A 7,364-nucleotide genomic window follows, 5' to 3' on the forward strand; every position below is an offset into this window, starting at 1 on the left:
CATGCCAATAGAGATAAATGCAGCACAACCCCAAACATTAGGAATTAACCCCTATGCCGATGATTTAGGCCAGGTAACTGCTACTTCAAAAAGTGAATACAAAAAAGATTTAGCCCTTGTACAAAAATTTGCTCAAGATAATCTAAGTCAAGAACTATCCGGGCTCGATAAAAAGGAACAAAAAAAGGTCATCACGACCACTATTTTAACTCTGCCAGATATCGAAAAGGGTGAGGTTAAAGGTACAAAATATCAAAGCACTGCACAAATTGTATACAATTACGCCAAAACAATTAGAGCAACACTATCAGCTCCAATTAATGAAAACAAACTTTCCAAAGAAAACCTAACAAGAAAAGAGGGTGATGAACTTCGAGAAGCAATTAAATCAGGAAAAGGAAAATTAAGCCCAGGTAACAACATTGAACTTAAAGGAAAAAACCTTTCATTTGAATTTAATGTCAAACCACACTCAGTCTCAACACGTGAAACGATAAATAAGTCTAGCATTACCAGTACGACATCTCCTTGGGGAACTGGTATTACCAGCTTGGCAGGTAAAGCGACTGGTAAGCTTGAAAACAAAAATAACATGGAAAAACCTTTCCTTAGTAATCCAATGATGCGTGAGGTACAAGTCGCAGGAAAGGAATTTCATTTTGGCCGTATGGGTTATTTACAACCTGGTCAAGGAAGCACCTTCAGTCAACAAGTCGATATAATGCAACAGCGCACGGGTAAAAATGCTGGGGGGCACCACTTTGACTTACGTTTAATGAATCCAATAGAGAATAAAGACTATTTGGATGACCACAATAATACCATCCAAAATGCCAACGAAGATCGTAAAGCAGGGAAAATTATCAGTTGTACTATTCCCATTAATAAAAACAAAATTAATGCTGGCAACCTCTACGAAATGGGACTCATTACTTCCACCAATGCTTGGACAACAAACTTTCTTGATTCAACAATAAAGCAAAAAGCCTTAGCACTTCTCGGGTTAATATCTGTTATTCCACCATTGTGTTTAGGTGCACTAGGCTATTGCCAATACAAGGCCAGCCAGAACAAAGAAGCTTCAATTAATGAATGGGCCGCAGCAAAAGATGGAATTAATAATAATCTACAAAAATTTAAAGAATTGATGGAAAAAAATGATATCTCCCCTCAAGAAAACTCACTATATCAAGCGACATTATATCTTCGAGACAAAATCTATGACGGTTTGAAGCAAAATCCTCCTCAAATACCTAGCGGTACTGACGGACTGATGCTTTCCGCGCTCATGATGAAAACCGCTGACGCAGCAGGCATGTCTGTATCTGAAGGTTGTAAGAGCAATAAAGACAGAGGCACCATTGCCGATATGATGATCCAAGCTTTGGAAATTAAAAATGCCAAAAATGGTGAGAATAAATATGAACTGCTCGACTTTACCAATCCTGACGATAAAGCCATTTTCAAGCAAGTCGTTCAGGAAGCCGAAACTCGTCATACATCGGCAAACAATACTGGTGTACCTGGTAATATGTTTGCCTCTGGAGACTTTAGAGGCATTCTTGGCGCTGGAGGCATGTTCTCATTCATAGGCATTGGTCCTCTAGGTAAAGCATAATGACAGGCACCTTTATCACTTTCCGATTGGGTAAATGACATCTGTCATAAACAAAAATTAGCCATCAACTGATGGCTAATTTTATGAACTACTTTTGCTAAAAAAGTCACTTACGCTTCATTTTCAATGTCCTTACCACCAGCTTCTTCAGCTGTTGCCTCTTCAACAGGCGGATTTAAAATCGCATCAAGTGGCGGCATGATGTCTCTATCGACAAAGATATCTAGATCTTTCATTAGAATAGCCTTGATATCACCGATCTCTACCGTTTGATCATCAAGGGAGCCCGCTTGGATAACCGTCATCAACTCTTGACTAATCGCCAACAAATCCTCTTTTATCGCGGCTTGTAACTTAGGTAGAATAAGGCCTAGCTGAATACGAAAAGCAATTTCATCTGACATAACACTCTCCTTCTCTGACTCTTAATATTAAAAATGAAGCAATAAGACTGAAAAGCATCCACTCAAAAATGAATGAATACAAGACAATTCACTATACCCAATAACACCAAAGAAGCTAAAAAAAGAGAAAACTGACAGGAGGAAATAAAAATTTAAAATCAGACTGTTAAAATGAAAAGTAAAAATAAAACCAATAAAATTTCAAATTGGCTATTAATTAAACAAGATAAAAAAACAAATAAATGACAAATTAACCATCAGTGTCCTACATAAAACAAAAATAAAATCACTTTAATTCACATTAATTAGGCTCCTCATCATAATCCACATCCATCACAAAACGCAGTAAATCGGCGACAGGTTCAAACAGGCTTTCGGGGATCACATCACCCGGTTTCACCTCTTTATACAAGGCCCTAGCCAAAGGCACATTTTCCACTATTGGTACCCCTGCCTTTTCAGCCATTTTGATAATATGCAGTGCCATATGATCTTTAGCCTTTTCTGTCACTTTAGGCAAAGGGGTTTCCCCTTCTTTATAATAAATACAGACCGCAAAATGAGTCGGGTTTCGCACCACAGCGGTCGCGGCCTTGACATTGCCTGCGGCGCCGCTGTTAATTTCTCGTCCTACCTCCTTACGCTTATGCTTCATTTCCGCATTCCCTTCGGCATTTTTATGCTCTTGCTTAGTATCTTCCTTAGACATTCTCAACTGCTTCATTACCGTAAAACGCTGAAAACCATAATCCGCCAAAGCAAACACTAAATAACAAGCAATAAAACTCATCCACAGCCAAGTGCCCATCTGAAACGTCACCATTAATCCACAGGTCTCACCACACAAAGGTAAATATTGAAATGAATTAACATATTGATGTAAAAGATAATAAAATACACAGCTCAGCACGATCACTTTCGTTAAGTTTTTAGCAAACTCAAATAAACTTTTAAACGACACTAACTGCTTCGCATTTTGCAACACATTTAGCTTTTTAAAGCTGGGCATCACTGCTTTTGACGCCATCAAAGGACCAATTTGAATTAACGTTGATATGACCGTTGTCGCGGCTAACAGTAAACCCAATCCTCCCACATAGCGAACAAACAAATCGACAAATTCATTAATCACCAAACCCGATGCTTGTTCTAACGGTAGATTAACACTGCTTATCATGACATCAATCATTTGAATGATGGCTTGAAACATTTCGCGACCATTATAAAAAAAATAGCCTAAAATAACGGCCATTTGTATACCAGTCAGCACTTCTTGGCTCTTAATAACCTGCCCTTCTTTACGGGCATCTTTTATTTTCTTAGGTGTGGGTTTCTCTGTTTTTTCTGACATAACGACCCGCTACTGAGCTGTACCAAATAAAATAAATAGTTGACCAATTTCTTTTTCAAAAGCGTGTATTTGCTGTAAATAATGAGATAAAGCAAAATCAATGCTGTACAGCAGTAACAGCAAGACTAAACCACTCTTTATTGGCATCGCTAAAAAGAAGACGTTTAATTGTTGAGCAGAGCGGTTCACTAATCCTAATGCTAAATCAACCAAAATCATGATCACAATCGCAGGCATCGCAAAGCTTAAGCACAACGTCGACATGAGTCGCCATTGTTTATTAATAAAATCCAGTAAATCACTTGAAAAGAACAGTTCCGATCCAACAGGTAATTGATTATATGACTGATAAAGAGACGTCAAAAGTTCATTAAAACCGCCAGAGACAAGGAACAATACCGTGAGCACTTGCGTAAACAAAATACCATAAATAGAAGATTGCACATTCATTAACGGGTTAAGCACTGTGGCCATCGATGCACCGCGCATATTATCTATCACAAACCCTGCCATATCGATTGCCCAGAAAGGGATCGCCGCGCAAAAGCCTAATAGGAAACCGATAATAATTTCTTTAGTAAACAGTTTGACGAGAAACCACATATCCCCTTGCATCAAAGTATCTTGCATGTCACTTAAAACAGGAATAACAGGCATCGCAAATAAAAAGACTAATGCATTACGAATTAAGGTACTGCTCATTGCTCCGCCCTTGAAGATAGGCAAGAGTAACATCATGCCCAATGGGCGCATCATGCACAATGCAACAACAGGTAAGTACTGCATTGGGTTATCCATCAATAACCTCGCACATGAGTCATGTCATCCCATGCCATTGCGGCATCAAGCCATAAACCCCTGCATTGATACTGATTTAAATGAGTCATTATGGAATTAATCACTAGCCTCCTCGCATGTGGCTAATTTGATCAAATGTCATCGTGGCATAACTTAATAAAGCACTACCCATCCAATGATAAGAAGCCACCAGCGTAATGCAAACCGCCACTAACTTAATCAAAAACTGCAAGGTTTGATCTTGAATTTGAGTCAATGCTTGCACAAGGCTTACCATCACACCAACCACAGATGCCACCACCACCACAGGTAACGACAGCAAAAGCACAATCCAAAGCAGTTCAGAGGTCAATTTAATAATTAATGCTTCACTCATATCAATCCTGTTGTATCAAACTGCAGCTCACCAACTTAATTTCAACCAATGGGCAATCAGCATTACGCCTTGGCCAAATTCCATATCTAGCAATTGTCATGAAAAAGAAATCATTAGCTGCCCCACCAGCTTTTCCCATCCCCCCATTAAAATGAAGATAAGCAACTTAAAAGGGAGTGAAATAGTCATCGGTGATACCATCATCATACCCATGGCTAATAAAATATTGGATACCACTAAATCAATGGCAATAAAGGGCAAATAAAGTAATAAGCCGATTTTAAAGGCTTCAATAAGCTGGCTTAACGCAAAGGCTGGGATCATGACCAGTAATGACTCTTTTGATAAGATGTCATGATATTTCTGTGGCCAAATTTTTTGACCCACATTAATAAAAAAATAAGACTGTTTTGTGCTGGTGTTACGCGCTAAAAACTCACGATAAGGCACCAATACTTGCGTATCAACCTTACTCATTAAATTAGGATCATCAAGGGTTATTGGTGAGACTTCAAGACTATCGTTGACAGCCATTCCTATAGGCGCCATCGTGAATAAAGTTAATACCAAAGCTAAACCATAAATCGCCATATTCGGCGGAATTTGCTGGATCCCCAAGGCATTTCGTAACATTGCAAAGACAATCGCAAGTTTAAGAAAAGAGGTCCCCATTACAGCAAACAGCGGCAATAAAGATAAGCCAAACAACAAGATTATCAGCTGAAAAGGTTGATCGAGTATCGCCATCTGGCATCTCCTTTAGTCTAAGATGCCATGATGACGGTATTGGGTTTTTAGCACTATCAGGTGAAAACCTGACATCAACAAAATGAAGGCGATTCAACTCAATTTAAATAGTCTTCTATTTGAACTAACAACCCTCCACGCCCGCGCAACAATTTACCTATAGCGATGACATCAGCACCATGGGCAAGCTGTGCTTGACTGTACATCTTGATGTCACCCGATAAACGATCCCCTTCCATCATACTACCAATTTGAGCAAGAGATAATTTTATGCTCGCCAACTTGGCAACAACAGGCGGATACATAAACTCTAATTTATGACTCACTTGTTCGATGATAATACCATTTTCATCAATATCATCGAGTGATACCACAGCAATAGGCCTATCCCACCATAATAGGGACTGGCCTTGTTCAGGCTTAACATCCCCTTTGAGCCACTGCCCTTCACTCACTTGCACGCGTTTAATCTCAGCACTGGATTGCTCAATGTACCCAGCAATTAAACTCAGCTCCACTAAGGGCTCTTGTCCACGAAAAGGTGACCATTGACTTATCATGTCTTGATATAAATGAACGGGGATATTCAATAAAGCACACTCCACGCCATCAAACGTCATCAATGGGTATATATCATCAGGCAATACCTTAGATATTGGCGTCACCTCCAGTAGCTCTCCCAGCCAGTCACCAGCAGGTTCAAAAAGAACAGCAGAAACACATGCCAGTAATTCATCAGGTAAATCACTCGGCTCTGGCAGCCCAGAATAGTTTTCAACCAGCACTTGCCAATCGGCATGACGACACCAAACCCCGGCATGTTGTGATTGCCCTTTCATTGGCCAAAAAAAACCCTCCCCAGATAAACGGGCAAGCTCAATTTTACAACGTTCACTTTGTAATCCCGTTCCAATTAATTGACTTAAACTCAATAACTCATTCGCCGACACGTTTCACCTCCAATGTCACAGGAATAGGGCGTGTTTGTAATTGTTCACTTAATTTACTTGCCACTTTATTGAGTGCATTCTCTTGCCGTTCATTGGCAGGAAACAGCTTTATCTCAGCCTTATTTTGACGGTAATTAGCTTGGATCACTAACCCCATCATTGGGCCATTCAACAAGCGATAACATAACATATCGCCTTGTCGCATGATCTCTGCACTGCCTTTACGAAAAACGCCCCCCTCTTGATTTAACATATCAAGATCGGCTTTATTGATACTGCTGCGTGCTTGTTTATCCAGATCTTTTGATGTCGACATACAAAGTGAAAAGCGATTACGCAGCTCAGGATCTGTCTCCCCTCGTTCTTCAACTGCCATGACTCGCATGAAATGTGCCTTATCGACACCCAGACTATGACTCATCAAGCACCACCTTTAGTTTTTCTTGATCTTTTATGAGTTTTTGAATATCAAAATTCAACTTCACTATCGCTTGCTCGACATCGGCGAGTCGTTCTTTATGCTCAAGAATTGACTGCGCTAATGCCCGTTCTTTCTGATACTTTCTTGCTAAAGCAAATTTAAAATCATCAAATTCACTCGGTGTTAAACTGTCTTCAGGTAACGTTTGCTCACGTATCGCCAATAACACCGCATTTCTTTGCTCAGTGACCTCTCGAATATCCTGCATAATACTGGTACATTGTGCTTCTAGTTCAACCAATAGCCGTCTTAATTTATCTTCTTTCTGCTTACGAATAATCACTAAGCGAGACAGCATTTTCTTATCGGCTTCATCAATATCAATGCTTGGCATTCCCTCGACTCCCTAACCTAGCTCACCACATCAGCGAATAGTGAAATGGTGTCCTCAAAAGGGCTATGCTCATCGACATCTTGCTGTAACTTTCTGTAAAAAAAGCCTCTGACATCATTGATTTTTCTTACCGCTTCATCAGTAATTATTGCATTAAGCCGCTTAATCAAATCCAACACCTAACGAACCACATCAGCAAGTAGCGAAATGGTGTCTTCAAAAGGACTGTGCTCATCGACATCTTGCTGTAACTTTCTGTAAAAAAAGCCTCTGACATCATTGATTTTTCTTACCGCTTCATCAGT

10 protein-coding genes are annotated in these 7,364 nt (G+C 39.8%); 1 reads left to right on the forward strand and 9 read right to left on the reverse strand.

The window, feature by feature from the left end; genetic code table 11:
• Window position 1 precedes the first annotated feature (1 nt).
• Window positions 2-1,618, forward strand: coding sequence for a hypothetical protein (locus Q0779_RS16140; RefSeq protein ID WP_298774068.1), 1,617 nt, complete (start codon window positions 2-4; stop codon window positions 1,616-1,618).
• A 110-nt stretch (window positions 1,619-1,728) separates the two neighbouring features.
• On the opposite strand, the gene Q0779_RS16145 is transcribed toward Q0779_RS16140, so the two are convergent.
• The 9 genes from Q0779_RS16145 to Q0779_RS16185 form a co-directional block, all read right to left on the reverse strand.
• Window positions 1,729-2,022 carry a hypothetical protein gene (locus Q0779_RS16145; protein WP_298774069.1) on the reverse strand — a complete coding sequence of 98 codons (294 nt, stop codon included), beginning with the start codon at window positions 2,020-2,022 and terminating at the stop codon, window positions 1,729-1,731.
• Between the two features lie 301 nt (window positions 2,023-2,323).
• Window positions 2,324-3,373, reverse strand: a complete 1,050-nt coding sequence (locus tag Q0779_RS16150) for an EscU/YscU/HrcU family type III secretion system export apparatus switch protein (protein WP_298774070.1) — start codon at window positions 3,371-3,373, stop codon at window positions 2,324-2,326.
• Between the two features lie 9 nt (window positions 3,374-3,382).
• On the reverse strand, window positions 3,383-4,159 hold the full coding sequence (gene sctT / locus Q0779_RS16155) for a type III secretion system export apparatus subunit SctT (RefSeq protein WP_298774071.1): 777 nt from the start codon (window positions 4,157-4,159) through the stop codon (window positions 3,383-3,385).
• 115 nt (window positions 4,160-4,274) lie between these two features.
• Complete coding sequence (gene sctS / locus Q0779_RS16160) at window positions 4,275-4,547, reverse strand: type III secretion system export apparatus subunit SctS (protein ID WP_298774073.1); 273 nt, start codon at window positions 4,545-4,547, stop codon at window positions 4,275-4,277.
• 96 nt (window positions 4,548-4,643) lie between these two features.
• On the reverse strand, window positions 4,644-5,294 hold the full coding sequence (gene sctR / locus Q0779_RS16165; protein ID WP_298774075.1) for a type III secretion system export apparatus subunit SctR: 651 nt from the start codon (window positions 5,292-5,294) through the stop codon (window positions 4,644-4,646).
• A gap of 98 nt (window positions 5,295-5,392) precedes the next feature.
• Window positions 5,393-6,244, reverse strand: coding sequence for a hypothetical protein (locus Q0779_RS16170; RefSeq protein WP_298774076.1), 852 nt, complete (start codon window positions 6,242-6,244; stop codon window positions 5,393-5,395).
• Window positions 6,231-6,665, reverse strand: coding sequence for a hypothetical protein (locus Q0779_RS16175; RefSeq protein ID WP_298774077.1), 435 nt, complete (start codon window positions 6,663-6,665; stop codon window positions 6,231-6,233). The genes Q0779_RS16170 and Q0779_RS16175 overlap by 14 nt, the downstream gene beginning before the upstream one ends.
• Window positions 6,655-7,059 (reverse strand): hypothetical protein, encoded by a 405-nt coding sequence (locus Q0779_RS16180; RefSeq protein ID WP_298774078.1) that lies wholly within the window; start codon window positions 7,057-7,059, stop codon window positions 6,655-6,657. The genes Q0779_RS16175 and Q0779_RS16180 overlap by 11 nt, the downstream gene beginning before the upstream one ends.
• A gap of 17 nt (window positions 7,060-7,076) precedes the next feature.
• A complete protein-coding gene (locus Q0779_RS16185; RefSeq protein WP_298774079.1) occupies window positions 7,077-7,229 on the reverse strand; it encodes a hypothetical protein in 153 nt (50 codons plus the stop codon).
• Window positions 7,230-7,364 lie beyond the last annotated feature (135 nt).

Source organism: uncultured Shewanella sp., assembly GCF_947491715.1.
Classification (GTDB): Bacteria; Pseudomonadota; Gammaproteobacteria; order Enterobacterales; family Shewanellaceae; genus Shewanella.